This window comes from Mesorhizobium sp. M8A.F.Ca.ET.181.01.1.1 (assembly GCF_004792025.1).
Classification (GTDB): domain Bacteria; phylum Pseudomonadota; class Alphaproteobacteria; order Rhizobiales; family Rhizobiaceae; genus Mesorhizobium.
On record NZ_SRTV01000197.1, the window covers coordinates 1 to 313 of the forward strand.

The window sequence follows — 313 nt, forward strand, 5'->3', positions numbered from 1 at the left end:
CTCTTCCGATCTTCGCTGAATCCCGATCCGCTGGCGACCGAGTACTACTACTACAGCTGGAAGGATTCGGACGGCAACGGTTCGCGCAACCGCTGGGCGACCGCTGCGGAGCTGCGCATGCCGCTGCACGAGACGGTCAACCTGAGCGTGACCGGCCGCTACGACCAGTACCGCTATTCCGGTCACACCATCGGCAAGGCCACCTGGAGCGGCGGCCTGGAATGGCGCCCGATCGACACGCTGCTGGTGCGCGGTTCGTATGGCACCGCGTTCCGTGCGCCTGACCTGCACTATGTATTCGCCGGCCCGGGCA

At 65.5% G+C, this 313-nt stretch carries 1 protein-coding gene; it reads left to right on the forward strand.

The genetic code is table 11. From position 1 onward, the window contains the following. Window positions 1–313: TonB-dependent receptor (locus EN824_RS34220; RefSeq protein ID WP_135933215.1), on the forward strand; the 313-nt coding region annotated here is incomplete at both ends.